The sequence below is a fragment of the Mycobacterium sp. IS-2888 genome (assembly GCF_001954215.1).
Classification (GTDB): Bacteria; Actinomycetota; Actinomycetes; order Mycobacteriales; family Mycobacteriaceae; genus Mycobacterium.
Map to the genome: position 1 here is coordinate 48,386 of NZ_MBET01000053.1, position 25,038 is coordinate 73,423.

General features: G+C 68.0%; 33 protein-coding genes and 1 pseudogene. 16 read left to right on the top strand and 18 right to left on the bottom strand.

Features of this window, described 5'->3' with window-relative positions; genetic code table 11:
• Positions 1 to 303 precede the first annotated feature (303 nt).
• The 3 genes from A5745_RS09080 to A5745_RS09090 all read left to right on the top strand — a co-directional run bounded on the left by A5745_RS09080 (position 304) and on the right by A5745_RS09090 (position 1,930).
• Positions 304 to 798 (top strand): LysM peptidoglycan-binding domain-containing protein, encoded by a 495-nt coding sequence (locus tag A5745_RS09080; RefSeq protein WP_076115803.1) that lies wholly within the window; start codon positions 304 to 306, stop codon positions 796 to 798.
• Between the two features lie 157 nt (positions 799 to 955).
• Positions 956 to 1,435: a transcriptional regulator NrdR gene (gene nrdR / locus A5745_RS09085; RefSeq protein ID WP_076063721.1), complete on the top strand. Its 480-nt coding sequence runs from the start codon at positions 956 to 958 to the stop codon at positions 1,433 to 1,435.
• Positions 1,436 to 1,444: 9 nt separating this feature from the next.
• Positions 1,445 to 1,930, top strand: a complete 486-nt coding sequence (locus tag A5745_RS09090; RefSeq protein ID WP_076115804.1) for a peroxynitrite isomerase — start codon at positions 1,445 to 1,447, stop codon at positions 1,928 to 1,930.
• A 23-nt stretch (positions 1,931 to 1,953) separates the two neighbouring features.
• Here the strand turns inward: A5745_RS09090 and A5745_RS09095 are convergent, their stop codons facing one another.
• From A5745_RS09095 to A5745_RS09105, 3 genes are read right to left on the bottom strand one after another with little or no spacing between them, the layout of a single operon-like run.
• A complete protein-coding gene (locus A5745_RS09095) occupies positions 1,954 to 2,640 on the bottom strand; it encodes a PhzF family phenazine biosynthesis protein (protein WP_076115805.1) in 687 nt (228 codons plus the stop codon).
• A 36-nt stretch (positions 2,641 to 2,676) separates the two neighbouring features.
• The gene (locus A5745_RS09100; protein ID WP_076063727.1) at positions 2,677 to 3,708 is read right to left on the bottom strand and encodes an alpha/beta fold hydrolase; all 1,032 of its coding nucleotides are present in this window, start codon (positions 3,706 to 3,708) and stop codon (positions 2,677 to 2,679) included.
• Positions 3,709 to 3,742: 34 nt separating this feature from the next.
• Positions 3,743 to 4,717, bottom strand: a complete 975-nt coding sequence (locus A5745_RS09105) for a proteasome assembly chaperone family protein (RefSeq protein ID WP_076063728.1) — start codon at positions 4,715 to 4,717, stop codon at positions 3,743 to 3,745.
• Positions 4,718 to 4,922: 205 nt separating this feature from the next.
• Here A5745_RS09105 and A5745_RS09110 point away from each other — a divergent pair, with 205 nt between their 5' ends.
• The gene (locus tag A5745_RS09110; protein WP_076063730.1) at positions 4,923 to 5,741 is read left to right on the top strand and encodes a serine protease; all 819 of its coding nucleotides are present in this window, start codon (positions 4,923 to 4,925) and stop codon (positions 5,739 to 5,741) included.
• Position 5,742: 1 nt separating this feature from the next.
• Here the strand turns inward: A5745_RS09110 and sthA are convergent, their stop codons facing one another.
• Entirely contained in the window at positions 5,743 to 7,149 is a 1,407-nt protein-coding gene (gene sthA / locus A5745_RS09115; protein ID WP_139329522.1) for a Si-specific NAD(P)(+) transhydrogenase, read from the bottom strand.
• 113 nt (positions 7,150 to 7,262) lie between these two features.
• Here sthA and A5745_RS09120 point away from each other — a divergent pair, with 113 nt between their 5' ends.
• Positions 7,263 to 8,321: a DUF4192 domain-containing protein gene (locus tag A5745_RS09120; RefSeq protein WP_076115807.1), complete on the top strand. Its 1,059-nt coding sequence runs from the start codon at positions 7,263 to 7,265 to the stop codon at positions 8,319 to 8,321.
• 24 nt (positions 8,322 to 8,345) lie between these two features.
• On the opposite strand, the gene A5745_RS09125 is transcribed toward A5745_RS09120, so the two are convergent.
• The 3 genes from A5745_RS09125 to A5745_RS09135 all read right to left on the bottom strand — a co-directional run bounded on the left by A5745_RS09125 (position 8,346) and on the right by A5745_RS09135 (position 10,729).
• Positions 8,346 to 9,041 (bottom strand): metal-dependent transcriptional regulator, encoded by a 696-nt coding sequence (locus A5745_RS09125; RefSeq protein WP_076063733.1) that lies wholly within the window; start codon positions 9,039 to 9,041, stop codon positions 8,346 to 8,348.
• Between the two features lie 132 nt (positions 9,042 to 9,173).
• Positions 9,174 to 10,187, bottom strand: a complete 1,014-nt coding sequence (gene sigB, locus A5745_RS09130) for a sigma-70 family RNA polymerase sigma factor SigB (RefSeq protein WP_371336884.1) — start codon at positions 10,185 to 10,187, stop codon at positions 9,174 to 9,176.
• Positions 10,188 to 10,285: 98 nt separating this feature from the next.
• Complete coding sequence (locus A5745_RS09135; protein ID WP_139329515.1) at positions 10,286 to 10,729, bottom strand: DUF3099 domain-containing protein; 444 nt, start codon at positions 10,727 to 10,729, stop codon at positions 10,286 to 10,288.
• Between the two features lie 53 nt (positions 10,730 to 10,782).
• Here A5745_RS09135 and A5745_RS09140 point away from each other — a divergent pair, with 53 nt between their 5' ends.
• Positions 10,783 to 11,022: a DUF3039 domain-containing protein gene (locus A5745_RS09140; RefSeq protein WP_076115809.1), complete on the top strand. Its 240-nt coding sequence runs from the start codon at positions 10,783 to 10,785 to the stop codon at positions 11,020 to 11,022.
• Here A5745_RS09140 and A5745_RS09145 read toward each other — a convergent pair whose 3' ends face one another.
• Positions 11,023 to 11,997, bottom strand: a complete 975-nt coding sequence (locus A5745_RS09145; protein WP_076115810.1) for a YihY/virulence factor BrkB family protein — start codon at positions 11,995 to 11,997, stop codon at positions 11,023 to 11,025.
• Positions 11,998 to 12,079: 82 nt separating this feature from the next.
• Complete coding sequence (locus A5745_RS09150; protein WP_076063742.1) at positions 12,080 to 12,265, bottom strand: hypothetical protein; 186 nt, start codon at positions 12,263 to 12,265, stop codon at positions 12,080 to 12,082.
• 137 nt (positions 12,266 to 12,402) lie between these two features.
• Between A5745_RS09150 and A5745_RS09155 the strand changes: the two genes are divergently transcribed.
• The gene (locus tag A5745_RS09155) at positions 12,403 to 12,804 is read left to right on the top strand and encodes a DUF952 domain-containing protein (RefSeq protein WP_076063744.1); all 402 of its coding nucleotides are present in this window, start codon (positions 12,403 to 12,405) and stop codon (positions 12,802 to 12,804) included.
• Here the strand turns inward: A5745_RS09155 and A5745_RS09160 are convergent.
• The gene (locus A5745_RS09160) at positions 12,771 to 13,166 is read right to left on the bottom strand and encodes a RidA family protein (protein WP_076063745.1); all 396 of its coding nucleotides are present in this window, start codon (positions 13,164 to 13,166) and stop codon (positions 12,771 to 12,773) included. The genes A5745_RS09155 and A5745_RS09160 overlap by 34 nt on opposite strands.
• A gap of 94 nt (positions 13,167 to 13,260) precedes the next feature.
• Here A5745_RS09160 and A5745_RS09165 point away from each other — a divergent pair, with 94 nt between their 5' ends.
• The 3 genes from A5745_RS09165 (at position 13,261) to A5745_RS09175 (ending at position 14,499) form a co-directional block, all read left to right on the top strand.
• Positions 13,261 to 13,674 (top strand): nuclear transport factor 2 family protein, encoded by a 414-nt coding sequence (locus A5745_RS09165; RefSeq protein ID WP_076063747.1) that lies wholly within the window; start codon positions 13,261 to 13,263, stop codon positions 13,672 to 13,674.
• Between the two features lie 42 nt (positions 13,675 to 13,716).
• Complete coding sequence (locus A5745_RS09170; RefSeq protein WP_076115811.1) at positions 13,717 to 14,073, top strand: DUF732 domain-containing protein; 357 nt, start codon at positions 13,717 to 13,719, stop codon at positions 14,071 to 14,073.
• Positions 14,074 to 14,160: 87 nt separating this feature from the next.
• Positions 14,161 to 14,499: a hemophore-related protein gene (locus A5745_RS09175; protein ID WP_076063751.1), complete on the top strand. Its 339-nt coding sequence runs from the start codon at positions 14,161 to 14,163 to the stop codon at positions 14,497 to 14,499.
• 14 nt (positions 14,500 to 14,513) lie between these two features.
• Here the strand turns inward: A5745_RS09175 and marP are convergent.
• From marP to ppgK, 3 genes and pseudogenes are all read right to left on the bottom strand, one after another.
• A pseudogene (gene marP / locus A5745_RS09180) lies at positions 14,514 to 15,158 on the bottom strand (acid resistance serine protease MarP); the annotation flags it as partial.
• A gap of 229 nt (positions 15,159 to 15,387) precedes the next feature.
• A complete protein-coding gene (locus tag A5745_RS09185) occupies positions 15,388 to 16,926 on the bottom strand; it encodes an RNA polymerase sigma factor (protein ID WP_076115881.1) in 1,539 nt (512 codons plus the stop codon).
• Between the two features lie 177 nt (positions 16,927 to 17,103).
• Complete coding sequence (gene ppgK / locus A5745_RS09190; protein ID WP_076063755.1) at positions 17,104 to 17,913, bottom strand: polyphosphate--glucose phosphotransferase; 810 nt, start codon at positions 17,911 to 17,913, stop codon at positions 17,104 to 17,106.
• Between the two features lie 79 nt (positions 17,914 to 17,992).
• Between ppgK and A5745_RS09195 the strand changes: the two genes are divergently transcribed.
• Positions 17,993 to 18,865, top strand: coding sequence for an inositol monophosphatase family protein (locus A5745_RS09195; protein ID WP_076115813.1), 873 nt, complete (start codon positions 17,993 to 17,995; stop codon positions 18,863 to 18,865).
• Between the two features lie 14 nt (positions 18,866 to 18,879).
• On the opposite strand, the gene cei is transcribed toward A5745_RS09195, so the two are convergent.
• Positions 18,880 to 19,530 carry an envelope integrity protein Cei gene (gene cei / locus A5745_RS09200; protein ID WP_076063758.1) on the bottom strand — a complete coding sequence of 217 codons (651 nt, stop codon included), beginning with the start codon at positions 19,528 to 19,530 and terminating at the stop codon, positions 18,880 to 18,882.
• A 188-nt stretch (positions 19,531 to 19,718) separates the two neighbouring features.
• Between cei and A5745_RS09205 the strand changes: the two genes are divergently transcribed.
• Positions 19,719 to 20,021 carry a DUF4193 domain-containing protein gene (locus tag A5745_RS09205; protein WP_003919098.1) on the top strand — a complete coding sequence of 101 codons (303 nt, stop codon included), beginning with the start codon at positions 19,719 to 19,721 and terminating at the stop codon, positions 20,019 to 20,021.
• Positions 20,022 to 20,027: 6 nt separating this feature from the next.
• On the opposite strand, the gene A5745_RS09210 is transcribed toward A5745_RS09205, so the two are convergent.
• Positions 20,028 to 20,504 carry a DUF3093 domain-containing protein gene (locus A5745_RS09210; RefSeq protein WP_076115814.1) on the bottom strand — a complete coding sequence of 159 codons (477 nt, stop codon included), beginning with the start codon at positions 20,502 to 20,504 and terminating at the stop codon, positions 20,028 to 20,030.
• 25 nt (positions 20,505 to 20,529) lie between these two features.
• Between A5745_RS09210 and dut the strand changes: the two genes are divergently transcribed.
• On the top strand, positions 20,530 to 20,994 hold the full coding sequence (gene dut / locus A5745_RS09215; RefSeq protein WP_076115815.1) for a dUTP diphosphatase: 465 nt from the start codon (positions 20,530 to 20,532) through the stop codon (positions 20,992 to 20,994).
• The gene (locus A5745_RS09220; protein WP_371336887.1) at positions 20,991 to 21,725 is read left to right on the top strand and encodes a DUF3710 domain-containing protein; all 735 of its coding nucleotides are present in this window, start codon (positions 20,991 to 20,993) and stop codon (positions 21,723 to 21,725) included. Before dut ends, A5745_RS09220 begins: the two co-directional genes overlap by 4 nt.
• Here A5745_RS09220 and A5745_RS09225 read toward each other — a convergent pair.
• Positions 21,722 to 22,420 carry a hypothetical protein gene (locus A5745_RS09225; protein WP_076115817.1) on the bottom strand — a complete coding sequence of 233 codons (699 nt, stop codon included), beginning with the start codon at positions 22,418 to 22,420 and terminating at the stop codon, positions 21,722 to 21,724. The genes A5745_RS09220 and A5745_RS09225 overlap by 4 nt on opposite strands.
• A 136-nt stretch (positions 22,421 to 22,556) precedes the next feature.
• Here A5745_RS09225 and A5745_RS09230 point away from each other — a divergent pair, with 136 nt between their 5' ends.
• Together A5745_RS09230 and A5745_RS09235 are read left to right on the top strand one after the other, a co-directional pair.
• On the top strand, positions 22,557 to 22,925 hold the full coding sequence (locus A5745_RS09230) for an OB-fold nucleic acid binding domain-containing protein (RefSeq protein ID WP_076063766.1): 369 nt from the start codon (positions 22,557 to 22,559) through the stop codon (positions 22,923 to 22,925).
• Positions 22,922 to 23,602 (top strand): DUF3159 domain-containing protein, encoded by a 681-nt coding sequence (locus A5745_RS09235; protein WP_076115818.1) that lies wholly within the window; start codon positions 22,922 to 22,924, stop codon positions 23,600 to 23,602. Before A5745_RS09230 ends, A5745_RS09235 begins: the two co-directional genes overlap by 4 nt.
• Here the strand turns inward: A5745_RS09235 and A5745_RS09240 are convergent.
• Together A5745_RS09240 and A5745_RS09245 are read right to left on the bottom strand one after the other, a co-directional pair.
• Positions 23,599 to 24,273, bottom strand: a complete 675-nt coding sequence (locus A5745_RS09240) for a TrkA family potassium uptake protein (RefSeq protein WP_076063767.1) — start codon at positions 24,271 to 24,273, stop codon at positions 23,599 to 23,601. The two genes, A5745_RS09235 and A5745_RS09240, sit on opposite strands and share 4 nt — an antisense overlap.
• Entirely contained in the window at positions 24,270 to 24,953 is a 684-nt protein-coding gene (locus A5745_RS09245; RefSeq protein ID WP_139329517.1) for a TrkA family potassium uptake protein, read from the bottom strand. The genes A5745_RS09240 and A5745_RS09245 overlap by 4 nt, the downstream gene beginning before the upstream one ends.
• Positions 24,954 to 25,038 lie beyond the last annotated feature (85 nt).

Sequence of the window (25,038 nt, forward strand, 5' to 3'; positions counted from 1 at the left end):
CGACCAAGAATCAAACATGTGTTCGACTGGCGTGTCGCGACGCTGCCGATAGGGGCCCGAAGACCCTACGGCTGGTGAATCAAGACCCTACAACGAATGAATCACACGCGTGTAACTCTCGACCCGAGCGGGTACTTCTCCTGCATGTCAGGGGTGGTGACCGACGATCGGCGACGAACTTGTCGGTGCCGGGGTCTAACGTTTCGCTCGTCCGACACGCTTCGCTCAAATGTTCGGGTTCGAACACACGAGCGACTATAGTCGAACACACGAGCGAGGATTTAGTTGACCGGAGGAACGGACATGACAGTCATCCACACAGTCTCGCCGCGGACCTGCGGCACCCGGCGCCCGGCCAGTGGGCTGGTCGACTGTCCCCGCTACGACGGGGCACGCGTGGTGCGCTCCCGCCGTCCACGCTCGTCACGGCCGGCCGGCGCGCCCATGCGCTACCACGGCACCGGCGTCGCGATGTCGGTCGCGCCGCATCGCAAGCGTCCCGCCACGCTGCTGACGACGCTCGGGCTGGCCCTGCTCGCCGGGCTGATCACCCTGTGGCTGGGGCTGGTCGCGAACCTCGGGCAGCAGGCCAACGGCGACCCCGGCCCTACGGCTGCCGCGGTGCCCGACAGGCTGGCCGTTGTGCGGGTCGAAGCCGGGGAGTCCCTGCAGGACGTCGCGCACCGGGTGGCGCCGGACGCGCCCGCTCGCCAGGTGGCCGACCGGATCCGCGAACTCAACGACCTGAACTCGCCCACGCTGGACGCCGGCCAGACGCTGATCGCGCCGGTCGGCTGACGGCATGGCGGTGCGGTGCGAAAACCGCTCTACGCCAAGGCCGCTCGGCTCCCGCGGTGGTGGACGGATCCTTATCGCGGCGGTATTGGCCCCGGTGGGCGGCGCGCGGGTACGCTCGGAGTGTTCTGCGAGGTATCGGCACGGCGAAGGAGCGGTCATGCACTGTCCGTTCTGCCGGCATCCCGATTCCCGGGTGATCGACTCGCGGGAAACCGATGAAGGCCAGGCGATTCGGCGCCGCCGGTCCTGTCCCGAATGCGGGCGGCGGTTCACCACCGTGGAAACCGCGGTCCTGGCCGTGGTCAAACGCAGTGGCGTAACCGAGCCCTTCAGCCGCGAGAAAGTCATCAAAGGCGTCCGCCGCGCGTGCCAGGGCCGGCAAGTGGACGAGGACGCGCTGAACCTACTGGCCCAGCAGGTGGAAGACGCGGTACGCGCCGCGGGCTCGCCCGAGGTTCCGAGCCACGAGGTCGGCCTGGCCATCCTCGGGCCGTTGCGCGACCTCGACGAGGTGGCCTACCTGCGATTCGCGTCGGTGTACCGCTCGTTCTCGTCCGCGGAGGATTTCGAGCGCGAGATCGAAGCGCTGCGGGCGCACCGCCAAGTGCCGACGGACCCGGAACCGGCCACTCGCTAGGCTGTTTTCATGCCTGCCGACTTGCATCCCGACGTCGCGGCGCTGGCGCCCCTGCTCGGTACCTGGGCCGGTCGAGGCGCCGGAGAATACCCGACAATCCAGCCCTTCGAGTATCTCGAGGAAGTCGTGTTCTCCCACGTGGGCAAACCATTTCTGGCGTATGCGCAAAAGACGAAAGCGGTGGCCGACGGCAAGCCCCTGCACGCCGAGACCGGATATCTTCGGGTGCCGCAGCCGGGTCACGTCGAGCTGGTTCTGGCGCACCCGAGTGGCATCACCGAGATCGAGGTGGGTACGTATTCGGTGACCGGCGAGCGTATCGAGGTCGCGTTGTCCACCACCGACGTCGGATTGACCCCGACCGCCAAAGAGGTGTCCGCGCTTGGCCGTTCGTTGCGCATCGACGGCGACGAGCTGTCGTACTCGGTGCGGATGGGCGCCGTCGGTCAACCGCTGCAGCATCACCTCTCCGCGGTGTTGCACCGCAAGGCCTGACCACTCCGGGTGGCGCGCGGAATTCAATTCAGCTGTGTCACACCGTCATTGACGACGCGCCCGGCTACCCGAACCCAGCCCTCGGGGCTCCAGGTCGTCTCGATCATCGAGCCCTTGCCCTGCGTGATGCGCAGGTCGCGGCTGAGGTGGTCGGTGATCCGTATCGCCGCGGAGCCGGTCGCTTCGTCTTCCGGCACACCCAGATTCGCGGCGAACATGCGGGCGCGCAGCGATCCGGCGGTTTGATCTATCCACGCCCATAGGTAGTGGGCGGTGTCGTCGGGGTAATCGGCCGGGTCGGCGGCGAGCAGGTCGTCAACCGCATCGAATTCGTGCACGAACAATTCGGGGGCCCACTCCGAGCGTGCGCTGATGACCGTGAGCTCGTCCTGGTAGCCGACCTGCACGAGGCCGGCGGGCACCCGCAGCGTGTTGATCGGCATCCCGTTGTCGCGCAGCCACCACGACAGGCCGACGGTCGGATGTCCCGCGAACGGAATTTCGGTTCGCGGCGTGTAGATCGTGGCGTGCGCGGTGGGGGAGCCGGGGGTGGGCAGATCGACGAATATCGTTTCGCTGTAGCCCAATTCGGCGGCCAGCCGTTGCCGGTCACGGGCGTCGATCTGACTCGCATCGACCACGCCGAGGGGATTGCCGAAGTTGCGGTCCGGATCGGTGAACACCCGCAGCACCGTGACGTCGATACCCATGGCCCGACTGTACGACCCCGGGCAATGCCGCGATTGTCAGGTGGCGCTGCGTTCGTCCGAGCCCATGGCGTTGAGGACCGCGACGCGGGTGTCGGCCGGGCCGGAGACGGTCTGCGCGCCGCTGCCCGTGCGGAGCAACTGGCGAAGCGCAGCCTGGTCGTATTGGGCGGGCTCGGTGGTGTCGATGAAGCGCTGGACGACGTCGATGAAGCGGGCCGGGTCGTCGTGGAAGGGGAAATGGCCGGAGCGCTGGAAGATCTCCAGCCGGGAGCCGGGCATCGCGGCGTGTGCCATGTGGGCATGGCGGACGGGGACCACGACGTCGCGGCTGCCCCAGATGATCTGCACGGGGATGGCCTCGGTCAAATAACATCGGTCCAGCATGGTGACGATCTGCCCACGCCAATCCACGACGGCCCGCAGGGTGCGGCTGAACGCCGCCGACGCCGTCGGTTCGGGTAGATCGTCCAGTATCCGCAGCACGTTGGGCAGGTCGCGGCCCAGGTCGGTCGACCCGATCGCCAGGCCCGCCAGGCGCCCCGCCAGCTGAACCGTCGGCAGCACCAGGGGCAGCCGCAGCAGGGCCAGGGCCTCGCTGCCCATTGGCAACGAGGCGAGCCGGAAGACGACGTTGACATCCTTGGTGACGCCGCCGGCGCCGACCAAAATCAGCCGATCGACCAGATGTGGGAATTGGTAGGCGAATTGCATCGCCACTCCGCCGCCCAGCGAATGACCCACGATGGTGACTCGCTCAATGTCGAGGACGGACAGCAGGTCGCGCATCCCGTTGGCGTAAGCGGCGACCGAATAGTCGGCGCGCGGCTTGTCGGACTGCCCGTGGCCCAGCAGATCCGGGGCGATCACGGTGAAACGCTGGGCGAGCTTGGCCTGCACCGTATTCCAGGTGGTGGAGTTGTCGCCGATGCCGTGAATCAGCAGCAGGGCCGGGCCCGAGCCGGCGATCCGGAACGCCCGCTTGTAGCCATGGATGGTTCGGAACTGCAGGGTTGGCGCGGTCACTTCCCGCACCGGGCGAAGATTGCTCTTTCGCTTCCGCTCAGTCATCCGCCCACCTCGTCGTCGGGCCAGTTCTGAGCGGTTAGCCCGAGTCGTCGTCGTCGGACTTCTTCTCGGCCTGCTGGGCCAGGAAGCGCTCAAACTCTGCGCCAATCTCGTCGCCGCTAGGCAGGTCCTCGTCGCGAGTCAGTAACGACCTGTTTGCCTGAGCGTCGATGAAGGCATCGTACTGGCGCTCGAGCGCGGCCACCACTTGGGCGACCTCCGCGCTGGCCTGCACCTGCTCGTCGATTTTGGCCCGGATTTCCGCGGCCGCTTCGGTCAGCTCCGACAGCGGCAGGTCCAGCGACCCGGACTTCGCCACCTGCTCGAGCAGCGCCTGGGCGGCCGCGGGGTAGTCGGTCTGCGTCAGGTAGTGCGGCACGTGCACCGTGAACCCGACGACCTCGTGGCCGTGCTGGGCCATCCGGTATTCGAGCAAGTTGGACGCGCTTCCCGGGACCTGGATCTCCGAGATCCACGGCTGGAAGTCGGCGATCAGTTCCTTGTCGTTGGAGTGCGCGGTCAGCGTGATCGGCCGCGTGTGCGGGACTGCCATCGGGACTGTGCCCAGGCCGATCGTGCGGCGCACGCCCAGCCGCTCGGCCAGCAGGCGCACCGCGGTGACGAAACGCTCCCACTTCAGATCCGGCTCCATGCCGGCCAGCAACAGGAACGGGGTGCCGACGCTGTCCCGTAAGGCGTACAAGCTCAACTCTGGATCGTCGTAATTGGTGAAGTGGTCGGTCTTGAAGGTCATCAGCGGCCGCCGGGAGCGGTAGTCCAGCAGTTCGTCGATCGCGAAAGACGCGACCAGCTCGGTGTCCAGGGCGTCCTTCAGGTGCGCGGCGGCCAGGCGTATCGCGTGACCGGCGTCGGAGAACCCTTCCAGCGCGTGCACCAGCACCGGGCCGCGGCCGTCGGACGTCGACAGCTGGGGCGCCGGGAACTCGAGCTCGTACATGCCGGGCTGCCCTGGCTGATAGAGCCCGTCGTCCCGGTTTTGATCGTGGGCCATCGGGGTTGCCTCCTTTCGGGGGTTTCTCCAGGGTGCCCTAAACCATTGTCCCCCAAATCGATGGGCACCGAATACTGCAACGCACGGGTGCCGGACCTTAATCTGCGCGGCGCCGTGCGGCCGCGTCGAGCAGGCAAAACTATCAACACACCGTGTCCGCGTTGATTGTGCTTGCGAGCGCGTGGTCAGGCATGATTGCACTCAAATGCGCGTGCCGAGGGTGTTGCTATGTGCGGTGATCGGGGTGGCGGCGTTGCTGACGTCGTGCGACCGGCCCGCCGAGCATGCGCGCCCCACCATCACCGTCCCCGTGGCCACCGGCCCGTTGGTGCAGCGGATGAGCCAGCCCCAGCAGAAGGCGGTCGCCGGCCCGGTGGATCCGGACCGGCGCGTGGGCGCGATCTTCATCGACAACGGGCCGCTGCACGTCTGCACGGGTTCCGTCGTGCACTCGACGGGCGGGAACCTGATGATCACGGCGGCGCACTGTTTGGCCGGCGCCGCCAAGATCACTTTCGCGCCCGGCCTCGTCGGCGATGCCCAGCCCGCCGCGGTGTGGAAGGCCGACGCCGTCTACCTGGACCCACGCTGGACGGCCGGCAAGGATCCGCACGCCGATTACGCGATCGCGCGCGTCAGCAACGACGCGGGCACCACGGTCGAATCACATGTCGGTTTGGCGCTGACGCTGGGCACCGCGCCGCCGCCCGGCAGCCACGTCACGGTGATGGGCTATCCGGCCGGGGTCGGCGGCTCGCCGATCGGCTGTCAGACCAGCACGTCGGTCAACGACGCCGGGTTCCCCTCGGTGGTATGCGAAGGCCTGGTCGACGGCACCAGCGGCGCGCCGTGGGTCAGCGGCACCACCCTCACCGGGCTGATCGGTGGCTTCGAGCGCGGTGGGTGCGCCGCGAACGTGTCGTACTCGGCCCCGTTCGACGCCCAAACCGCGCAGCTGCTGGCCCGCGCCGAAGCCGGCGGGCCCGGCGATCCCGTGCCGAACGACCTCGACGACAGCTGCTGAACTAGCGGCGGAACTGGGATAGCGCGCGCATCTTGTTCGTCACGTCGAGCGCGGCCACCTTGTAGGCCTCCGAGAATGTCGGGTAGTTGAACACCGCGTCGACCAGGTAGTCGACGGTGCCGCCGCATCCCATCACGGCCTGCCCGATGTGCACCATCTCGGTGGCACTCGTGCCGAAGATGTGGACCCCCAACAGTTTTCGGTCCTCGGTCGACACCAGCAGCTTGAGCATGCCGTAGGAGTCCCCGGCGATCTGGCCGCGGGCCAGCTCCTTGTAGCGGGCGACGCCGACCTCGTAGGGCACCGCGTCCTTGGTCAGTTCCACCTCGGTCGCCCCGACGTAGGAGATCTCGGGAATCGAATAAATCCCGATCGGCTGCAGGTCGGTGATGCCGTCGCAGGCTTCGCCGAACGCGTGGTAGGCGGCCAGTCGTCCCTGCTCCATCGAGGTCGCGGCCAGCGCGGGGAAACCGATGACATCGCCCACGGCGTAGATGTGTTCGACCTTGGTCTTGAACTTGTCGTCGACCCAGATCCGCCCGCGTCCCTCCACCTCCAGGCCGGCGTTGTGCAGATCGAGGTGGTCGGTCTGGCCCTGGCGTCCCCCCGAGTACATCACCGTCTCGGCGGGAATCTGCTTGCCGCTGGCCAGCGTCGTGACGGTGCCGGCAGAGCCGACGTCGACGGCGGTCACTTCCTCGCCGAAGCGGAACGTCACCGCGAGGTCGCGCAGGTGGAACTTCAGCGCCTCGACCACCTCGGGGTCGCAGAAATCCAGCATGTCGTCGCGCTTTTCCACGACGGTGACCTTGGTGCCCAGCGCGGCGAACATCGAGGCGTACTCGATGCCGATCACGCCGGCGCCGACGACGACCATCGAGGCGGGCAGGGATTTGAGGTCGAGGATCCCGTCGGAGTCGAGCACCCGTTCCTCGTCGAACTCGACGCCGGACGGTCGTGCGGGCCGGGTTCCGGTGGCGATGACGATGAATTCCCCACTCACGGTGGTCATTTCCCGGCGGCCGGGATCTTCGACGACGATGGTGTGCGGGTCGATGAACCGGCCGTGGCCGAGCAGCAAGTCGATTCGGTTGCGCATCAACTGGTTGCGCACCACGTCGACTTCCTTGCCGATCACGTGCTGGGTCCGCGCCAGCAGGTCGGCCGGCGTGATCCGGTCCTTCACGCGGTAGCTCGCGCCGTACAGCTCGCGCTGATTCATCCCGGTGAGGTAAAGGACGGCTTCGCGCAACGTCTTTGACGGGATCGTCCCCGTGTTGACGCAGACACCGCCGAGCATGCGCCCGCGTTCGATGATCGCCACGGATTTCCCGAGTTTGGCCGAGGCGATGGCGGCCTTCTGACCGCCCGGTCCCGAACCGATGACGACGATGTCGTACTCCTGCATCGAACCCATGGGATAGACGATAAGGCCCACAGTCGCGACTTTCTCCACAGACGGCCGGCCCGATCATCGGGCGCGAGCACGGCCTGACGGTGACGGCCGTCAGCGTGGGGCCCATGACGACGCATCGAGCAGACTTCGACCTCAACCATCCCGGCGCGCTGATCGCCGCGCTACCAGCCGTTCTCGGCTTCGTTCCGGAGAATTCACTGGTCCTGGTGTCGGTGGGCGACGGCGAACTGGGTTCGGTGCTGCGGGTCGACCTCGGCCCGGAACTCGTCGACCGGGTGGGCCATCTCGCCGAGGTCGCCGCCGCGGCCGGGCCCGAGGCCGCCATCGCCGTGATCGTCGACGCCGAGGGCGCGGACTGCCCGGGGTGCAACGAGGAACACCGGCAGCTGAGCACCGCGCTCACCGAGGCGCTGGCACGACACGACATCGAGCTGTGGGCGGTGCACGTGGTGGATCGGGTGGCCGCGGGCGGGCGCTGGCACTGTGTGGACGGCTGCGGTGCGGGCGGTGCGGTCGACGACCCATCGGCGTCGCCGTTGGCGGCCGCGGCGGTGCTCGACGGCCGGCGGCTCTATCGCCGCCGCGCCGACCTGCAGGCGGTCGTCGCGCCCGACGAGCGGGCGCAGCGTCCCGAGTTGGTGGTCGCGGTGACCGAGCGTGCGGCCGCGCGCGAGGCCACGCCAGGCGCGGACCCCGCGGGCCGCTGCCGCCGCGACCTGCGCAGCGTGATGGCCGCCGCCGCCCGGGTCGCCGGCGCCCAAACGCTGTCCGACGCCGAGGTGGCGGACTTGGGCTGCGCTCTGAGCGACCCGCAGGTCCGCGACATCCTGTATGCCCTTGCGGTCGGCCAGAAGGCCGGCGACGCCGAATCGCTGTGGGCCGCTCTGGCGCGCGACCTGCCGCTGCCGTGGCGCGTCGAGGCGCTGGTGTTGCTCGCGTTCAGTGCCTACGCACGCGGCGACGGGCCGCTCGCCGGCGTGTCGCTGGATGCCGCGCTGCGGTGCGCGCCGGAGCATCGGATGGCGGGCATGCTGGACACCGCGCTGCAGTCCGGTCTGCGGCCGGAGCAGATCCGCGAGCTGGCGGTCACCGGATATCGCCTGGCCAAGCGGCTCGGCGTGCGGCTGCCGCCGCGGCGCGCATTCCGCCGGCGCGCGGGCTAGCCGCTGCGTGGATCGGGCTGTGGCTCAGACCTTTTCGACCTTGACGGCGTGGGCCATCTCGTGGGGCAGGGTGACGTTTTCGTGGCCCGGTATCAGGATGGTCACCCCGCCGCCGGCGGGGCTGGTCTCGACGGTCACCCGGGCGTTGGGCACCACACCGGCATCCTTGAGCCGCGTGATCAGGTCGATGTCGCCCTGGACATGCTCGGTGAGCTGGCGGACGACCACCGCCACCGGCGACCCGGCGGGCAACTCGGTCAACCGGACCAGGTCGGCGTCCTCGGCCCGGGAATCCGGGCCCACGCCCAGGTCCAAGAGACCGGGAATCGGGTTGCCGAACGGGGAGGTGGTCGGGTGGTTGAGCACCTTGACCAGTCGCCGTTCGACGTCCTCGCTCATGACGTGTTCCCACCGGCACGCCTCGGCGTGCACCTCTTCCCACGGCAAACCGATGACGTCGACGAGCAGCCGCTCGGCGAGGCGGTGCTTGCGCATCACGGAGATGGCCAACGCCCGGCCCTTGTCGGTGAGCTCCAGGTGGCGGTCGCCGGCCACGTGAAGCAATCCGTCGCGCTCCATGCGGGAGACGGTCTGGCTGACGGTCGGCCCACTCTGATCGAGCCGTTCGGCGATCCGGGCGCGCAGCGGCGTCACGCCCTCTTCCTCGAGATCGTAGATTGTGCGCAGATACATCTCGGTGGTATCGACCAGCTCGTTCATTCAGCACCCTCCGTTGACGCTGAGTCTACTTGGCCAGCTGCGCGAATGGGTTTAACACGTCCTAGGCAAGCAGTATGCCCGCCGCTGATGCGGCGGGCATACTGTCTGCTACCTGGTTCTGGGTTAGCGGTGCTAGCTCGCGTACGACCGTAGCCGATCGGCGCGCTCGCCGTTGCGCAGTTTCGCCATCACGTCCCGCTCGATCTGACGCACCCGCTCGCGGGACAAACCGAACAGTTTGCCGATCTGGTCCAGGGTCCGCGGTTGGCCGTCGTCGAGGCCGAAACGCAACCGGATCACCTGGTGCTCGCGCTCGTCGAGCGTCGCCAGCACGCTGCGGATGTCGGTGTGCAACAGCTCGGCGATCACCGCGTTCTCGGCGGACATCGCCTCGGCGTCCTCGATGAAATCACCCAGCGGGGCTTCTTCTTCGGAGCCCACGGGCATGTCCAGGCTCACCGGATCGCGGCTGTGCTCGAGCAGGTCGTTGATCTTTTCGACCGGAATGCCGGATTCCGCGGCCAACTCTTCGTCGGTGGCTTCGCGCCCCAGGTTCTGGTGCATCTCCCGCTTGATCCGCGCCAGCTTGTTGACCTGCTCGACCAGGTGAACCGGCAGCCGAATGGTGCGGCTCTGGTCGGCCATGCCGCGGGTGATGGCCTGGCGGATCCACCACGTGGCGTACGTCGAGAACTTGAATCCCTTTGTGTAGTCGAACTTCTCCATTGCGCGGATCAAGCCCAGGTTCCCTTCCTGAATGAGATCCAGCAGCGGCATGCCCCTGCCCGTGTAACGCTTGGCGAGCGAAACCACCAGACGCAGATTCGCTTCCAGCAGGTGACGGCGCGCAGCCTCGCCGGCGCGCGCGCCGGCCGCCAGGTCGCGTTTGCGGTTCTCGCCGAGGCGCTTACGCGTTTGCAGCAGATGCTCGGCATAAAGCCCAGCCTCGATGCGCTTGGCTAGTTCAACCTCGCCGGCGGCGTTGAGCAAGGCGGTCTTACCAATACCGTTCAGATAAACGCGCACTAGATCCGCTGCGGGGCTTTGGGCATCTAGATCGCCGTCAATCCTGGTAGTGGTGGCGTTCGCCATAGCGACCTCCCGATTGGCTTGTACTGTCACGTCGTTAAACGACAGACCCGCCATTGGAGTTCCCGCCGATCCGAATCTCACACGCTTTGACGTGCAGGAATGTGGCCCAGACCTGAGAATGTCCTGAGAAGTCCGTTCCGATGGTCCGGAACCTAAGCCGAACCTGTGTCGCCGCCCGGCCCCTGGTGGTCCAACGGGTGTCGGCGGGCCTCGAGCGCGGGCCGCTCGGCCGTCGGGAACAACGGGGTGCGCCGCCGCTCGTTGGCGAACCGCCGGGGCTCGTTGGCGCGTCGCGGCGGGCGGTCGTTGGCGATCAGCACGGCCATCCACGGCAACGGCACCGACGCCGCGACGATCAGCAGCGAGATCAGGCCGTTGTGCCAGGCGCCGTAGGCCAGCGCGGCGAAGATGAGCGCAGGGACCCGGAACGCCATCAGCGTCAGGTATTTACGTACTCGCGCGCGGTGCTGCTCTTCGTACGAGGGTTCGGCGGCGGTAATGAGCACCGGCCGGCCCTTGTGGCCGTCGAAGTCATCGAACCTGTCGTCGTCGAACCCCGGATCGGAGCCGCGCTTCATTCCTCCACTGTCCCACACGCGATCGATTCCGGCGTGGCCGGTTTTTCGGCCGGCAGTGCACAATGAGGGGTATGCAGACCCAGACGATCGAACGCACCGAGACCGACGAACGCGTCGACGACGGGACCGGCAGCGATACCCCCAAATACTTCCATTACGTCAAGAAGGACAAGATCGCCGAGAGCGCGGTCATGGGCAACCACGTGGTGGCCTTGTGCGGTGAGGTGTTTCCCGTCACGCGGGCGGCCAAGCCGGGCTCACCGGTCTGCCCGGACTGCAAGCAGGTCTACGACAAGCTCAAGAAGGGCTGATCAGGCCGGCGGTTCGGCCGCGGCGGAGCCGTGCTGCGGTGAAGAATCGGTGGAATTCTTGACGGACCGCGTCCGCGCCAGCAACCAGTTGCGCAGCCGGTGGGCATGCGTCGCCGGCGCCGGAAACTCCTCCTGAATCGCGGCGTTGAGTTCGGCGCCCAGCATGATGGCGAAGCCGCCGAAGAACGCGAACAGCAGGAACGCGATCGGGGTGGACAGCGCGCCGTATGTGTAGCCGGTGCTGGTGATCCACGTCAGGTAGAACCGCAGGCCCAGGGTGGCGGTCACGAAGAACGCCGTCGCCAGCACGGCCCCGAACACCAGCCGGTGCGTTGGCAGCGGAACCGGAAGCGATACCCGATACAGGAGCACGACCCCGACCACCAGGCCGAGAATCAGCGCGGGGTAGTAGCCGTAGCGCAGCACGTTGGCCAAGGAGAACGGGATGTGCTCGCTCACCTTGCGCGGCCCTATCACCATGACCGGCGCGGCAACTACCGCGAACACCAGCATCACGACGTAGAGAAACAGCGCGAAGAACCGCTGCCGCACCGGGTGCCGCAGTGGGGTCTGGTCGTGGGCCTCCACGACGGCGTCGACGTAGGACGAAATCGCCGACGACCCCGCCCACAGCGAGATCACGAAACCCAGCGACACCACCTCGCCTCGCGCATTGGCGGTGATGTCGCGGATCGTGGGCACGATGATTTCGTTGACCACACTCGACGAGAAAAAGCTGTGCGTCGTGGAGATGATGCTTTTTTCGATCGAGGGCAAGGTGTCCCGCCCGAACAGCGGCGCTACGTAGGCCAAGCTGCCCAGCATCCCCAACAGCAGCGGCGGCAGCGAGAGCGCGGACCAAAAGCCGGCCTGTGCCGACTCCGAAAAGATCGAGTCGTCCCAGCTCTTGGATAGTGTCCGAAGACTGATTCGCCAGATGTGGTGGCGGGACGGCCTTGCGATCTGATCGCTCATAGGAGTCCAGCATTACCGATCACCGCGCCCGCCCTCCACATTGCGGGTGGGTGAGTTGGGCGGGTGGGTGAGTTGGGCAGACCTAGTTGCCGCTGACCTCCAGCACGGCCGACAGCTCGGTGAGCTTGGCCTCGTGCTCGTTGGCGTGGTGCTGGCAGAAGAGAAGCTCAGCTCCGGAAGGCAGCTTGGCGCGTACCCGAGCGGCGGCACCGCAGCGGTCGCAGCGGTCTGCTCTAGTCAGCTCGGGACTGGTCAAAGTTGCATTCATGGCTTCTCCCGTTCCTTCGTACATTCACTGTCTCAGACGTTCGGGGTTTTCGCGTTGTTCCCCGATCGTTATCGGGTGTGTCGTTTCTCACGGGCTTTCCCGCCTGCGTTTAGGCATTCGCTCTAAGGTGACCGAACGTGACATTCGCTCCCGGCGTGTTGGTGCATTTGTGCGGCGCACAAGCATGGGCGGATGCCCGCGTGCGTGGCGAGATCCGCCCGGCGGCGCCCGGCTCGGATGCCGGGGAGCGGTTCATCCATCTCTCGACGCCCGACCAGGTGCATTTGCCGGCCAACCGGCTCTACCGCGGCCGCGACGACCTGGTGCTGCTGCACATCGATCCGGCCCTGTTGGATGCACCCGTGCGGTGGGAACCGGGCGTGCCGACGGATCCCCGGTCGATGTTGTTTCCGCACCTGTACGGCCCACTCCCGGTGGCGGCTGTGACGAGCGTCACGGCCTACGCGCCGGGGCCCGACGGCACGTTCCCGGCGGTCGGCGGGGGTCAGGGCACGGAGTCGGCCGGGGAGTCCACGTAGGCGTCGGCTTCGATCTCCACCAGCAGCTCGGGGGCGATGAGCGCGGCGACCTCGACCATCGTCGCCGCGGGGCGCACCTCACCGAAGACCTCCGCGTGCACCGCCGCAACCTCGCGCCAGCGGGCGATGTCGGTGACATAGATGCGCGTCCGAATCACGTCGGTGAGCTCGGCGCCGGCCTGTTGGAGCGCAATCTCGATGCGGCGCAACGCCTCTCGGGTCTGGCCGGCGATGTCGCCCGCCGGCCCGGGCGCGGTTGTCCCGGCCACCGCCACGTGTGGGCCGACGCGCACGGCGCGCGAGTAGCCGACCACCCCCTCGAATTCGGAGCCGGAAGAGACGACTTTTCGGTCGGCTGACATACGGTCACCCTAGTCCACCGATGAGCCCACGAAACACGTTGGACGGCAGGCGATTAAGCTCGGCGGCACGGGTTGCCCGGCGGAGGGAGCGGTGATGACCACACGCGGCATCTCCGAGGATGCGCTGCTCGCGCAGGAGGCGTGCTTCGCGCGGGCATTCGCCGAGAGCGATCCGGCGATCGCGCGGGACCTCTATCAACCCGACGTGGTGTATGTGAGTCCCACGGTGCGTCTTTTCGACTGGCCCGCCGAGATCGAAGGCATCGAGCGCACGCTCGAGTTCATCGCGCTCACCATCCGTGGCTGCTCGGCCATCCGCTACGAGGCGACCGAGCGGGCGATCGCGCCCGGCGGGGACGTCGCGTTCGTGCGCGTGCGGTTCGACTGGGATTCAGGTGGCCAACGCCTGCGCTCGACGTACGTGGTCGTCTACCGTTACCGCGGCGGCCTGATCGCCCGCCAGGAGCTCTATTACGACCCGAGCGGGGCGCTGCAGCGGCTCGCCTAGCCGGATGCGCGCCCGACGCGAGTCTGGGACACTCGAGGGGTCATGAAACTTCGCTCCGCAGTGGCAAGCGCGGTAGTCCTGATCGGCCTCGCCGCCCCGGCCCACGCCGACGACGGCGACGGTGAGGGCGGGGACGTCGGCACCGACAAAGCCTTCCTCGCGGAACTCCAACAGGCCGGTCTGACCTACCAGGACCCGAATAGTGCCGTGGCCGCTGGGAAATCGGTCTGCCAGCTCGTCGACGAGGGAAAGTCCGCCGCGGAGATCATCACCGAACTGCGCAACCGCAACCCGTCGTTCCAGGGGACGAGCGCCGCGAAGTTCACCGCACTCGCGGCCGCCGCTTACTGCCCCCAGTACATGTCCGGCGGCGGCCTGGCCGACGGGGCCGGGCGCTAGCGCCGGCACGGCGTGGATGCTTTCAGCGCGACTTTCGCTGTCCTGCACGAAAAGTGACGTAGCCTGGGTCAGGGAAGGAGTCCACGCATGCCCACACTGTCGTTGACCAGACTTGCCGTAGCGGTTGGTGGTCTGACACTAGCGTTGACCGCCGGCGTCGGCGTCGCGTCCGCGGATCCCGATCTGGGTCCGGCCGTCAACACCACCTGCACCTATGACCAGCTCGTGGCCGCATTGAACGCGCAAGACCCGACGATCGCCGCCTTTTTCAACTCGTCACCGCAGATGCAGTCCGGACTGCGTGACTTCCTCGCCTCGCCACCCGATCGGCGGAGGCAAATCGCCCACGACATCGTGAACGGTCCACATGCCGGGCCGTACATCCCGGTTCTGCAGCGGACCTTCGCTACCTGCAACAACTTCTGAACGAGGCTGCTCAATCAGTTGACGCAAGAACCGGTCGCCGCCGCGGTGGTGTTGCCGATGTTCTGCAGTTCGCCCGACACCTCGTTAGCGGTCAGCGCGTACCCGGTTCCGGCGTCGTCGACTGCCGCGCCGAACACCACCCCGAGCACGTGTCCGTTGAGGTCGACCATCGGTCCACCGGAATCGCCTTGGCGCACAGTGCCCCTGATCGTGTACACCTGGCGGGTTATCGTCGTCGTGCGATAAATGTCGGGCCCGGTGAGTTCGATGACCTCCCGGATACGCGCCGGCGTGGCCTCAAATGACGAGTCATCGGGGAAGCCCATCACCAGCGCGTCGGTGCCAGTGGCGGCCGGGGCGTTAGCGAAGGCCAGCGGCGGCGCCGGAAGGCCGGGCACAGTCAAAATCGAAATGTCGACGCGCGGGTTGTAGGACACCACGGTGGCGTCGTAGGACGTGCCGTCGGTGTCTTGCACGGTCACGCTGTCGGAGCCGGCGACCACATGTGCATTTGACATCACGGTGTGGTCGGAGACCACAAACCCGCTGCCTTCCTGTTCCTTCTGACACGAAGGCGCGACGGCACGGACTGTAACCACGCTCGACTTCGTCGCGGCGACTACGGGATTGTTGGCGAGGTCTGCGTCGGGGGTGTCGACGATCCCGCAGCCGGAGACCGCCGTCGCGGCCACAAGCAACATGAACGCCGTCGGAGCCGCTACCGCCCCACGCGTTCGGCGCACGGGCACATCCCTCCGTTACCAACTCCGCCGACCACCTGGGAGGTGTACCCCGTTCGAAGCGAACGTAACGGGAGCCCGATCGACAAAAAGAGCCGCCGCGCGAGTACGGGATGATGTGGTCGGCGGGCGTGCCCAGTTCGCGGTGTCAGTCCAGGTAGTCGCGCAACACCTGAGAACGGCTGGGGTGGCGCAACTTTGACATCGTCTTGGACTCGATCTGGCGGATGCGTTCCCGGGTCACGCCGTATACCTGCCCGATCTCGTCCAGCGTCCGGGGCTGGCCATCGGTGAGGCCGAAACGCAGCCGCACGACGCCGGCCTCGCGTTCCGAGAGGGTTTCCAGTACCGACTGCAGCTGGTCTTGCAGCAGCGTGAACGACACCGCGTCGACGGCCACCACAGCCTCGCTGTCTTCGATGAAGTCACCCAGCTGGCTGTCGCCCTCGTCGCCGATGGTCTGGTCCAGCGAAATCGGCTCGCGCGCGTATTGCTGGATTTCCAGCACCTTTTCGGGCGTGATGTCCATTTCCTTCGCGAGCTCCTCGGGCGTGGGCTCGCGGCCCAGGTCCTGCAGCAGCTCGCGCTGGATGCGGCCCAGTTTGTTGATCACCTCGACCATGTGCACCGGGATGCGGATGGTGCGGGCCTGATCGGCCATGGCTCGGGTGATGGCCTGGCGGATCCACCACGTCGCATAGGTGGAGAACTTGTAGCCCTTGGTGTAGTCGAACTTCTCGACCGCGCGGATCAGGCCCAGGTTCCCTTCCTGAATCAGGTCGAGGAACGCCATGCCGCGGCCCGTGTAGCGCTTGGCCAGTGAAACCACCAGCCGCAGATTGGCTTCCAGCAGATGGTTCTTCGCGCGGTCGCCGTCGCGGCAGATCCACATCATGTCGCGGCGCTGGGCGGCGGGAAGCTTGTCGCCGCGCTCGGCCAGCTCGGTCATCAGCTGGGTGGCGTACAGGCCGGCCTCGATCCGCTTGGCCAGCTCTACCTCTTCCTCCGCATTGAGCAGCGCCACCTTGCCGATCTGCTTCAGGTACGCGCGAACCGAGTCCGCCGACGCGGTGAGTTCGGCGTCCTTGCGGGCCTGTCGCAATGCCTCGGACTCGTCTTCGTCCCAGACGAAATCACCGGAGGCCTTGTCCTTTTCGCTGGGCTCGGCGATCTCCTCGTCCTCTTCGGCGGCAGGCTCGCCGGCGGCCGCGGCGGGTGCGGCGTCGCCTTCCGCGGCCGGCTCCAGCTCGGCGTCGGGCGCGACGTCTTCCTCCAGGTCGTCGAGGTTGAGGTCGGCGGCGTCGATCTCGATGTCCTCGCCGGGCTCTATGTCGGGTTCGCCGTCGAAGTCTTCGGCGGCGTCGGAGTCGACGGCTTCCAGATCGGCTTCCGGTTCCTCCGCGGCGGCTTTTTTGGACGACGCCTTCGTCCCGCGGCCCGACGGCGCCTTGGCCGGCGCGCTCTTGGCGGCCGCGCGCGTCTTCTTCGCGGCGCCGGTCGCCGCGGCGGGCTCGGTGGCCGTGGCGGACTTGGTGCTCCGCGATGCCGTCTTAGCCGTCGCCTGAGTGGCGCGCTTTGCCGGCGCGGAGCCATTGGCGGCCTTTGCCGCCGAGCGCTTGGCGGGGGACTTGGTGGCGGTGCGTTTCGCCGGCGATTCAGTCGCCGTGCTGGTCTTGGTCGCTGCCACGTACACCCCTTCGGTTGGGCTCACTTCCGGTGGGTCTGGGCATGGTGGACCGAAAGTGTCTGCTATGTCGAATGTCGGCGTTGATCTCGGCGTGAGTACTGGCACGCTATCGGTCGGGCGGTCGCCGGTGACCATTGTAACGACAGTGCGCGGTTGTACCGGCCCACCGGGCGAAATTCAGTGCGTCACGTCGGACGTAGACGCCATCGCCGCGCCGACGATGCCGGCGCTGTTGAGTAGGGCCGCGGCCACCACCGGGGTGCGGTTTGTCAGCAGGGGCAGCCATTTGTCCGCCTTGCGGCTGATGCCGCCGCCCGCGATGAACAGGTCTGGCCACATCGCGTTCTCGATGGCGACCAGCACCCGGCTCACCTGCTTGGCCCACTTCTCGTAGCTCCAGTCGTTGCGCTCCTTGACCGACGACGCCGCCCGTTGCTCGGCTTCCTTGCCGCCGACCTCGAGGTGGCCGAATTCGGTGTTGGGGATCAGCGTCCCGTTATGGATGACCGCGGACCCGATCCCGGTTCCGAACGTCAGCAGCACCACCAGGCCCGAGTGTCCTTTGCCCGCCCCATACCGCTCTTCGGCGAGGCCCGCGGCGTCGGCGTCGTTGAGAACCGTGACCTCCTGGCCGTCGAGCTCGGCGGAGATGACGTCGCGGGCGTTTGTCCCGATCCACGACTTGTCCACGTTGGCCGCCGTGTGGACGATGCCATGGGTGACGACGCCGGGGTAGGTCACCCCGAGCGGGCCGGTCCAGCCGAATTCGTTGACGACCGCCGCGATGGTCTTGGCGACGGCCGGCGGTGTGGCCGGTTGGGGGGTCAACAGCTTGAACCGGTCGCCGATCAGCTGTCCGGTGTCCATGTCAACGATTCCGCCCTTGATTCCGCTGCCGCCGACGTCGATGCCGAATCCACGACGTTGCGGTGTGCCGCCCGCCGCGTCGGTGGCGGGCGTGTCCGTGGTCGAGTCGGTGCTGGTCATCGAATCTCCTCGGCGAGACTTGCGCTGTGAGCTCACCTTAGCCCCGCCGCGGCGGCGGCGACTGTGATGCGATAGGTGGGTGACGCGATATGACGGCGACCCCGCGCCGCTGCGTTCCGTCGCCGAGACCCTGGCCGCCGAGGCCGCCGAGTTCGTGCGCGCTCGCCGCGCCGAGGTGTTCGGTGCCGCGGCCGGCGCCCCCGACAGCGGCGCGGTGCGCTCGAAAAGCACCCCGACCGATCCGGTAACGGTGGTCGACACCGAAACCGAACGGCTGTTGCGCGACCGGTTGGCCCAATTACGGCCTGGGGAACCGATTCTCGGCGAGGAGGGTGGCGGGCCGACCGGCTCGGCGGCCACCGCCGACACGGTCACCTGGGTGCTGGACCCCATCGACGGAACGGTGAATTTCGTTTACGGCATCCCGGCCTACGCGGTCTCGGTCGCGGTTCAGGTCGACGGTGTGTCGGTGGCGGGAGCCGTCGCGGACGTGGTCGCCGGCCGGGTGTACTCGGCGGCTAACGGCCTCGGCGCCCACGTCACCGACGGGCGCGGGACGCGTGGGTTGCGGTGCAGCGCTGTCGACGACTTGTCGATGGCGTTGCTGGGCACCGGTTTCGGGTATTCGAGGCGGCGCCGCGCCACCCAGGCGACGCTGTTGGCGCGGATGTTGCCGGTGGTCCGCGACGTGCGCCGGATCGGTTCCGCCGCATTGGATTTGTGCATGGTCGCGGCCGGCCGGCTGGACGCGTTCTACGAGCACGGGCTGCAGGTCTGGGACTCCGCCGCGGGGGCCCTGATCGCCGCCGAAGCGGGGGCCCGGGTGCTGCTGCCGGCGCCGAACGGATCGGTCGGCGGCACCGGATTGGTGGTCGCGGCCGCCCCCGCCATCGCCGACGAGCTGCTGGCGGCGCTCGAGCGGTTCAACGGCCTGGAACCGATCCCGGACTGAGCGCGCCGGGGGATTCAGCAGCTGCTGGCGTGAATCTTTTGCAGCAGCGCGGGATCCGACGCGTCGGCGGCGCCCGGGCGCAGGCCGGCGAGCACGGTGTCGATGTCGTCGTTGTGCGCGAGCCCGGAGAAGTCGGTGCCGACGGCGAGGTCGACTGTTTCGTCGGCTCGGTTGTCGTTGAACAGTTCCGTGCACGGCGCCACCAGCCACACCGCCGCCGCGGCGGCCTGCCCGGCCGTCCCGAACCGGATCTGGCCCGGGCAGTTCAGTCGGGTGCCCGCGTAAATCGGGTCGTTGGCGGCGGTCGGCGCGGCGAAGCCCAGATCCTTCAGCGCGCCCGCCACGTCGGCGGCCTGACCGCCCCGGCCGCTGGCGTTGAGGACGCGGACCTTCGTGTCGGTGAGCTTGGCCGGTGTGACGTCCGCCATGGCGGATCGCGACATCTGTTCACCGAGTTGCGGCGTCGCGGATCCCTCCTTCTGCGGAGGCGGGTTGCACACGGCGACCTCGTGCACCTTGGCGGGCCGGGTCAGCGCGATCGTCCACGCCACGCCCGTCGCCACAACCAGGAAAATCAGCACCACGATCGCGGGGCGGGGATTGCGTCGCCGAAAGGGCCGACCGTGCTTGTCAAAGGCGGTACCCTCGGTGATTTGTGCGACCACAGGTGCACTCTAGCGGCACCCCAAACGCACTGTTTAGACGCGAACACAAGGGTCAATCCGGGGGTGTGACGTAAATCACAACTTAATGGGCCGTGATCCGGGCACGAATCATTTGGTGGATGCGTTCGACGCTGGTACAAAGCGTTCCTTGGGTAACGCGGGAACGCGGGCATAGAGGGGATAGGACGATGCCTACCGACTATGACGCTCCACGGCGCACCGAGACGGACGACGTCTCGGAGGATTCGCTGGAGGAGCTCAAAGCACGACGGAACGAAGCGGCGTCAGCCGTCGTCGACGTGGACGAATCCGAATCCGCCGAGTCGTTCGAACTGCCTGGCGCCGACCTCTCCGGTGAAGAGCTGTCGGTACGCGTTATTCCGAAGCAGGCCGACGAGTTCACCTGCTCGAGTTGCTTTTTGGTGCAACACCGCAGTCGGCTCGCCAGCGAAAAGAACGGCGTGATGATCTGTACCGACTGCGCGGCCTGAGCCAGGTCAGCTCCGCAATGCGGACAGCACCCGCTCCGGGTGACGGCAGCTCACCAGCCAGTACGGCGTCGGGTCGTCTGGGTCATCGAGGACCAGGAGGATCAGCGGGCCAACCCACGCCCGATGCACCACGTAGGCCGCCGGGTCGAGCTGGCGCCCCAGTGCCGCCGACTTCGCCGAGCGCGCTATTTCCGCGGACCGGGCGATCACGGTGACCGGCAGATGCGCGTCGCCCGCCCACATTTCGACCCCGTCGGCGCCGGCGGTGACTTTGATCTCGACGCGGCCCAGCCACAACAGCGCGGCGGCCGCCACCGCGAACAGGGCGACGAAAGGCAGCCACGCGGGTAGGGAGCGAACACCGAGGTTGACTTCGAAGGCGATGAGCCCGGCCAGGCCGAAACCCAGTGGCCACCACCACCATGGAACCCACAGCCGTTCGCGATATCGCACGCTGTGTGGCGCGACGCGCGTACCAGACACGCGGTCAAGGGTAATCTGTGGCCCCGTGTCGACCACTCTGGCTGTTGTCCGTCTCGATCCCGAGCTCCCGCTGCCCAGCCGCGCCCACGACGGCGATGCCGGCGTCGATCTCTACAGCGCCGAGGACGTCAGGCTGGAGCCCGGGCACCGGGCCCTGGTGCGAACCGGGGTCGCGGTCGCGATTCCGCACGGGATGGTCGGGCTGGTCCATCCGCGCTCGGGATTGGCTGCGCGCGTAGGGCTTTCGATCGTCAACAGCCCGGGCACCATCGACGCGGGCTATCGCGGCGAGATCAAGGTTGCGTTGATCAACCTCGACCCGGCCGAGCCCATCCTGGTGCATCGCGGCGACCGTATCGCCCAGTTGCTGGTGCAACGGGTCGAGTTAGTCGATTTGGTGGAGGTCTCGTCGTTCGACGAGGCCGGGCTGGCCGGAACATCCCGTGGCGACGGCGGTCACGGTTCCTCCGGCGGACATGCGAGTTTGTGATGGCACTGGGTAGACGCTCCGACAAGGACGACATCGAACCGACGGCAGCCGAGAACATCGAGGCGCAGGACGATACCGACGACGAGCTCGAGGGCCCGTTCGACATCGAGGACTTCGACGACCCCGCGGTCGCCGAGCTGGCCCGACTCGACCTGGGCTCGGTGCTCATCCCGATGCCGGACGGCGGCCAGCTCCAAGTCGAGTTGACCGAGACCGGGGTCCCGAGCGCGGTCTGGGTCGTCACGCCCAACGGCCGTTTCACCATCGCCGCGTACGCGGCGCCCAAGACGGGCGGGCTGTGGCGCGAGGTGGCCGGCGAGCTCGCCGACTCGCTGCGCAAGGACTCGGCCCAAGTCAGCATCAAGGACGGCCCGTGGGGCCGGGAAGTCGTCGGTGTCGCCTCCGGTGTGGTGCGCTTCATCGGCGTCGACGGCTACCGATGGATGATCCGCTGCGTCGTCAACGGGGCGCCCGAGACCATCGAGGCGCTGGAGCAGGAGGCGCGGGCGGCGTTGGCGGACACCGTGGTTCGCCGCGGCGACACACCGCTGCCGGTGCGGACGCCGCTGCCGGTGCAGCTGCCCGAGCCGATGGTCGAGCAGCTGCGGGCGGCGGCGGCCCAGCAGGCCGAGCAACAAGCCGACGCCCAGCAGCCGCCCGGCGAGCCCGCCGCGCGCCGCAGCGCCGAGGGCTCGGCCATGCAGCAGTTGCGCACCACCACCGGCGGCTAGAGGTCTCCCAGGGCGGCCAGGCAGGCCGCGCCCAGTGCCGCGGGGTCCTCGCCGATCTGATCGAGCGTCACCGTCCGCAGCGCCGCGCGTGGCGCGGCGCGGGCCCAGTCGACACCGACCTGCAGCGGGTGTATGGGATCGTCGACCGCCGCGGCGACCCCCAGCGGCGCGGCCAGCCCGGCCAGCTCGGCGCAGCTCGGCGCGACGTAGGCCGCGGCTTCCTCCATCGCGTCGGGCAGCTGCGGCCACTGGGCCCGCCACGAGCGGGCCAGCTCGTCGGCCAGCCACGGCGGGCTGGAGGCCCGCATCTGCGTGGTCGTCGCCGCCAACCCGTCGGCTCGCAGCCGTGCCGCCGAATGCCGCGCCGCGAGAGCCGCCGGGGCGGATCCCGGGGCGCCGGCCCAGGCCGGCAGCGCGGCCAGGACGGCGATGGTGCGTTCGGGATGTGCGAGCGCCCACGCCGCCGTCACAGCGGCACCGATCGACACGCCGCCGACGGCGATGGGGCCGTCGCGGGCGGCGTCGTCAAGCGCGGACAGATAGCCGTCGATCAACCGGTCCGGGCGCGGCGGCGGGGTCACCAGCAACGCGCCGACGTCCCGCAGGGGCCCGGAAAACGCCCGGTAGACGTAGTCGTCGTCGGATCCGGTGCCCGGCAACAACACCGTGGTGACACCGCGCAGATCGACAGCCACCCCTCGATAGTGCCCGGCGCCGACGGGCGCCCAAAATCCGGTTTGGGTTCGGTTGGCGCGGGGGAACCAAGAGGTCTACGGTGTCCGTTGGCATAGAGGAAGCGCCGAAGCTTTTACAGCATTGTCAGGAGTGGCCATGGGGGCCCAGGGATATCTACGCCGGCTCACCCGTCGATTGACGGAGGACCCGGAACAACTCGACTCCGAGGAGTTGTCCGACGAGGTGGCCAGCACCGGCGCGCAGCGCGTGATCGATTGCGAGCGCGGCCAGGAAGTCACGATGGTGGGCACGCTTCGCAGCGTGGAATGCAACGGTAAGGCCTGCGCGGGCGGGGTCCGCGCCGAATTGTTCGACGGCACCGACACCGTCACGCTGGTGTGGTTGGGGCAGCGCCGGATCCCCGGCATCGACTCGGGCCGCACGCTGCGGGTGCGGGGCCGGCTGGGCAAGCTGGAGAACGGCACTAAGGCCATCTACAACCCGCACTACGAAATTCAGCGGTGAGCGTTCCCGGCGAGACCGGCAATCGCACCACACTGGAACGGCTGCTGGCACAGGCGGGCGGGGTGAGTGGTGTCGTCTACTCGTCGCTGCCGGTTGTGACTTTCGTAACGGTTTCTTCGTTGTTCGGCCTGCTGCCCGCGATCGGGTCCGCGCTGGGCGTGGCCGCGCTGGTCTTGCTGTGGCGGCTGATCCGGCACGAATCCCCGAATCCGGCGTTCTCCGGATTCTTCGGAGTCGCCTTCTGCGCGCTCGTCGCGTACCTGATGGGTGAGTCGAAAGGCTATTTCCTGCTGGGCATTTGGGGATCGCTGTTCTGGGCGGTGGTGTTCGCGGTGTCCATCCTGATCCGCCGCCCGGTGGTCGGTTACCTGTGGACCTGGGCCAGCGGCCGTGACCACGGGTGGCGCGGCGTTTCCCGGGCCGTGTACGCGTTCGACATCGCCACGCTCGGCTGGATGCTGGTGTTCGCCGCCCGGTACGTGGTTCAGCAGCAGCTCTACGACGCCGGTCGGACGGGTTGGTTGGGCGTGGCGCGGATCGGGATGGGCTGGCCGCTGACGATCCTTGCCGGGCTGCTCACCTACGCGGCGGTCAAGGCCGCTCAGCGAGCGATATCCGCGGCGGGTGAGGCGGGCGACCCCGCCGCTTCGGTCGAGGCGGACACCGGCCTCGACTAGTCGGCGGGCGGGGCGGCGGGCAGCAGCAGCTTGCGCAGGTCTTCCTCCACCTCGGTGACCGCGACGAAGAGCAGTTCGTCGCCGCCCTCCAGCGGTTCGTCGGCCTCGGGCACGATGACCCGGGGCCCGCGCAGGATCGTCACCAGCGCGGCATCCCGGGGCAGCTGCAACCGGCGCACCGGCTTGCCGCCCCACGGTGTGTCGTCGGGCAGGGTGATCTCGACCAGGTTGGCCTGACCCTTGCGGAACTCCATCAACCGCACCAGATCGCCGACGGCGACGGCCTCCTCGATCAGCGATGCCAGCATCCGCGGGGTGGACACCGCCACGTCCACGCCCCAGGCGTCGGTGAACAGCCATTCGTTGCGGGGATCGTTGACCCGGGCCACCACCCGGGGCACCGCGAACTCGGTCTTGGCCAGCAGGCTGAGCACCACGTTGACCTTGTCGTCGCCGGTCGCGGCGACCACCACGTCGAAATCCTCCAGGTGCGCCGACTCCAGCAGGCTCAGCTCGCAGGCGTCGCCCAGCCGCCAGTGCGCGGCCGGGATGGCGTCGACGTCGACGTGTTCGGGGTTGCGCTCGATCAGCGTCACGTCGTGCCCGTTGCCGATCAGCTCGCGGGTGACCGAGCGGCCCACGGCCCCTGCCCCGGCGACCATTACCTTCATCGGCCCGCTCCCGCCTCGAGGTCCTCACCGGGCGGCAACGCGGCGATGGCCACCGCCTCGGCGGCGCGCCCGGATATCGCGGCGATGTAGACCTGATCGCCCGCCTGGATGATGGTCTTGGGCTCCGGCAACACCCCGGTTCCGAACCGGATCAGGAACGCCACGCGTGCGCCGGTGGCCTGCTCCAGATTGGTGGCCCGATGTCCCACCCAATCCTCGTGCAGCACCACCTCCGAGACGACGACGGTGCCGGTCGGATCGCGCCACTTGGCGGTCTCGCTCTCCCGGGTCAGCGCGTTGAGCAGCCGATCGGTGGTCCACGGCACGGTGGCGATCGTCGGGATGCCGAGGCGTTCGTAGACCTCGGCGCGCTTGGCGTCGTAGATACGCGCGACCACGCGGTTGACGCCGAACGTCTCCCGGGCCAGCCGGGCCGAGATGATGTTGGAGTTGTCCCCGGATGACACCGCGGCGAAGGCGTCGGCCTTCTCGATGCCGGCCCGCAGCAGGACGTCGCGGTCGAATCCCTGGCCCAGTACCCGCTCGCCCGCGAACTCCGGGCTAAGCCGGTTGAAGGCGGCGCTGTCGCGGTCGATGACCGCGACGTCGTGCCCGATCCGGGACAGGCCGTCGGCCAGTGAAGAGCCCACCCGGCCGCAGCCCATCACAACCACCCGCACTTGAGGTCCTCTCGGCTGGGTTCTGTATGCGTTGCTTCTCGCCTAGGGAACGCTACCGGCAAACCGGGGTGGGCTTACCCTTGGC

What these genes read in the sequence shown, in the direction of transcription:
- A5745_RS09080 (WP_076115803.1), top strand. Translation starts at nt 304, where the DNA reads ATGACAGTCATCCACACAGTCTCGCCGCGGACCTGCGGCACCCGGCGC.
- nrdR (WP_076063721.1), top strand. Translation starts at nt 956, where the DNA reads ATGCACTGTCCGTTCTGCCGGCATCCCGATTCCCGGGTGATCGACTCG.
- A5745_RS09090 (WP_076115804.1), top strand. Translation starts at nt 1,445, where the DNA reads ATGCCTGCCGACTTGCATCCCGACGTCGCGGCGCTGGCGCCCCTGCTC.
- A5745_RS09095 (WP_076115805.1), bottom strand. Translation starts at nt 2,640, where the DNA reads ATGGGTATCGACGTCACGGTGCTGCGGGTGTTCACCGATCCGGACCGC.
- A5745_RS09100 (WP_076063727.1), bottom strand. Translation starts at nt 3,708, where the DNA reads ATGACTGAGCGGAAGCGAAAGAGCAATCTTCGCCCGGTGCGGGAAGTG.
- A5745_RS09105 (WP_076063728.1), bottom strand. Translation starts at nt 4,717, where the DNA reads ATGGCCCACGATCAAAACCGGGACGACGGGCTCTATCAGCCAGGGCAG.
- A5745_RS09110 (WP_076063730.1), top strand. Translation starts at nt 4,923, where the DNA reads ATGCGCGTGCCGAGGGTGTTGCTATGTGCGGTGATCGGGGTGGCGGCG.
- sthA (WP_139329522.1), bottom strand. Translation starts at nt 7,149, where the DNA reads ATGCAGGAGTACGACATCGTCGTCATCGGTTCGGGACCGGGCGGTCAG.
- A5745_RS09120 (WP_076115807.1), top strand. Translation starts at nt 7,263, where the DNA reads ATGACGACGCATCGAGCAGACTTCGACCTCAACCATCCCGGCGCGCTG.
- A5745_RS09125 (WP_076063733.1), bottom strand. Translation starts at nt 9,041, where the DNA reads ATGAACGAGCTGGTCGATACCACCGAGATGTATCTGCGCACAATCTAC.
- sigB (WP_371336884.1), bottom strand. Translation starts at nt 10,187, where the DNA reads ATGGCGGGTCTGTCGTTTAACGACGTGACAGTACAAGCCAATCGGGAG.
- A5745_RS09140 (WP_076115809.1), top strand. Translation starts at nt 10,783, where the DNA reads ATGCAGACCCAGACGATCGAACGCACCGAGACCGACGAACGCGTCGAC.
- A5745_RS09145 (WP_076115810.1), bottom strand. Translation starts at nt 11,997, where the DNA reads ATGAGCGATCAGATCGCAAGGCCGTCCCGCCACCACATCTGGCGAATC.
- A5745_RS09150 (WP_076063742.1), bottom strand. Translation starts at nt 12,265, where the DNA reads ATGAATGCAACTTTGACCAGTCCCGAGCTGACTAGAGCAGACCGCTGC.
- A5745_RS09160 (WP_076063745.1), bottom strand. Translation starts at nt 13,166, where the DNA reads ATGTCAGCCGACCGAAAAGTCGTCTCTTCCGGCTCCGAATTCGAGGGG.
- A5745_RS09165 (WP_076063747.1), top strand. Translation starts at nt 13,261, where the DNA reads ATGACCACACGCGGCATCTCCGAGGATGCGCTGCTCGCGCAGGAGGCG.
- A5745_RS09170 (WP_076115811.1), top strand. Translation starts at nt 13,717, where the DNA reads ATGAAACTTCGCTCCGCAGTGGCAAGCGCGGTAGTCCTGATCGGCCTC.
- A5745_RS09175 (WP_076063751.1), top strand. Translation starts at nt 14,161, where the DNA reads ATGCCCACACTGTCGTTGACCAGACTTGCCGTAGCGGTTGGTGGTCTG.
- ppgK (WP_076063755.1), bottom strand. Translation starts at nt 17,913, where the DNA reads ATGACCAGCACCGACTCGACCACGGACACGCCCGCCACCGACGCGGCG.
- A5745_RS09205 (WP_003919098.1), top strand. Translation starts at nt 19,719, where the DNA reads ATGCCTACCGACTATGACGCTCCACGGCGCACCGAGACGGACGACGTC.
- A5745_RS09230 (WP_076063766.1), top strand. Translation starts at nt 22,557, where the DNA reads ATGGGGGCCCAGGGATATCTACGCCGGCTCACCCGTCGATTGACGGAG.
- A5745_RS09240 (WP_076063767.1), bottom strand. Translation starts at nt 24,273, where the DNA reads ATGAAGGTAATGGTCGCCGGGGCAGGGGCCGTGGGCCGCTCGGTCACC.